Source organism: Streptomyces sp. NTH33 (genome assembly GCF_003236365.1).
Classification (GTDB): Bacteria; Actinomycetota; Actinomycetes; order Streptomycetales; family Streptomycetaceae; genus Streptomyces.
On record NZ_POTZ01000803.1, the window covers coordinates 1 to 1,848 of the forward strand.

Below are 1,848 nucleotides of genomic sequence, written 5' to 3' on the forward strand. Positions count from 1 at the left end.
CATTAGGGTTTCGGTGGTCATAGCGTGAGGGAAACGCCCGGTCACATTCCGAACCCGGAAGCTAAGCCTCACCGCGCCGATGGTACTGCAGGGGGGACCCTGTGGGAGAGTAGGACACCGCCGAACAGATATTGAAGAAAACCCCGCACCTCACGGTGCGGGGTTTTCTGCGTTTTTGGTCCTGGGGGGCTTGCGCCCCCCCATTTCCATTTCAAAGACGTCCTGCTGCCTTCAACGCCAGATAGGCGTCCGCCAGCGCCGGCGCCAGGTCCTCCGGCGTCGCGTCGACGACCGTGACGCCGTGGCGGCGGAGCTGCTCTGCTGTGCGCCGGCGTTCGGCCTGCGCCTGGGCCGCCGCGGCGGCCTCGTACACAGCCTCGGCGTTTCCGCGGGACGCGGACATTCGTGCGATGTGCGGATCCGCCACCGAGGCCACCAGCACCGTATGGCGCTGGGTGAGCTGGGGGAGCACGGGCAGCAGACCCTCCTCGACGGGCGCCGCATCCAGAGTGGTCAGCAGCACAATCAGCGAACGGCGCGGAGCCGTGCGCAGGGCCATGGCGGTAAGACCCCGGGCGTCCGTTTCGAGGAGTTCGGGTTCCAGCGTCGCCATGGCGTTGACCAGGGAGGGCAGGAGATCGCCTGCCGCGCGGCTCTGGACGAGAGCGCGGACGCGACGGTCGTAGGCGAGCAGGTCGACACGGTCCCCGGCGCGGGAGGCGAGGGCCGCGAGGAGCAGAGCCGCGTCCATGGCGGCGTCCAGGCGCGGGGCGTCGCCCACACGGCCCGCAGAGGTACGGCCGGTGTCGAGGACCAGCAGGATGTGCCGATCGCGTTCGGGGCGCCAGGTGCGTACGGCGACCGCGGACTGACGAGCCGTGGCACGCCAGTCGATGGAGCGGGTGTCGTCGCCGGGGACGTACTCGCGCAGGCTGTCGAATTCTGTTCCTTCTCCGCGGGTGAGCACGCTGGTGCGGCCGTCGAGTTCCCGGAGCCGGGCGAGCTTGGAGGGCAGATGCTTGCGGCTGGTGAACGGAGGCAGCACGCGCAGCGTCCAGGGGACCTTGTGGGTGCCCTGGCGTGAGAAGAGCCGGAGGGGGCCGTAGGAACGGATCGTGACGCGGTCGGCCTGGCGGTCGCCGCGGCGGGTGGGGCGCAGCCGGGTGGTGACGCGGCGGCGTTCGCCGGGCGGCACGGTCAGATGGTGGCGGGAGGCCCCCACCTCCGTGCCGGGCTGCCAGCTGCTGGGCGGCCAGGCGTCGCGCAGCTGGGCGCGGAGCGGGCGCCGGGAGGGGTTGGTGATCGTGAGAGTGACATCGGCGTTCTCGCCCAGGCGTACGGAGGTGTCGCCGGAGCGCGTCAGGCCGAGGCGTCGTACCGGCGCGGCGAGGGCGTAGTCGCAGGCGCAGGCGATGGCCAGCGGGGCGTTCACGGCGAGGATGCCTGTCCAGCCGGCGTCCCAGATGCCGACGGGGAGGGAGCCGAGGGCCGCGAGGAGCGCGGCGCGTCCGGTGAGGGCCATCAGCGGGGGGCCGGGACGTGGGAGAGGATCGCGTTGATCACCGAGTCGGCGGTCACGCCTTCCATCTCGGCCTCCGGGCGGAGTTGCACGCGGTGGCGCAGGGTGGGCAGGGCGAGTGCCTTGACGTCGTCGGGGGTGACGTAGTCGCGGCCGGTCAGCCAGGCCCAGGCGCGGGCCGTCGACAGCAGGGCCGTCGCACCGCGCGGGGAGACGCCGAGGGTGAGGGAGGGGGATTCGCGGGTCGCCCGGCAGATGTCGACGACGTAGGCCGTGATCTCGGGGGAAACGGTCGTCTTGGCGATGGCGGCGCGGGCCGCGTCCAGGTC

The 1,848-nt window shown here is 71.9% G+C and carries 2 protein-coding genes and 1 rRNA gene; 1 reads left to right on the plus strand and 2 read right to left on the minus strand.

What is annotated here, in order from left to right:
• Positions 1–9: 9 nt before the first annotated feature.
• Positions 10–126 (plus strand): 5S ribosomal RNA (rrf, locus tag C1I97_RS36420).
• An 85-nt stretch (positions 127–211) separates the two neighbouring features.
• On the opposite strand, the gene C1I97_RS36425 is transcribed toward rrf, so the two are convergent.
• Together C1I97_RS36425 and C1I97_RS36430 are read right to left on the minus strand one after the other, a co-directional pair.
• Positions 212–1,522 carry a DUF58 domain-containing protein gene (locus tag C1I97_RS36425; protein WP_111007181.1) on the minus strand — a complete coding sequence of 437 codons (1,311 nt, stop codon included), beginning with the start codon at positions 1,520–1,522 and terminating at the stop codon, positions 212–214.
• A partial coding sequence (locus C1I97_RS36430; protein ID WP_146608423.1) for an AAA family ATPase occupies positions 1,522–1,848 on the minus strand: 327 nt, incomplete at its 5' end. The genes C1I97_RS36430 and C1I97_RS36425, both read right to left, overlap by 1 nt.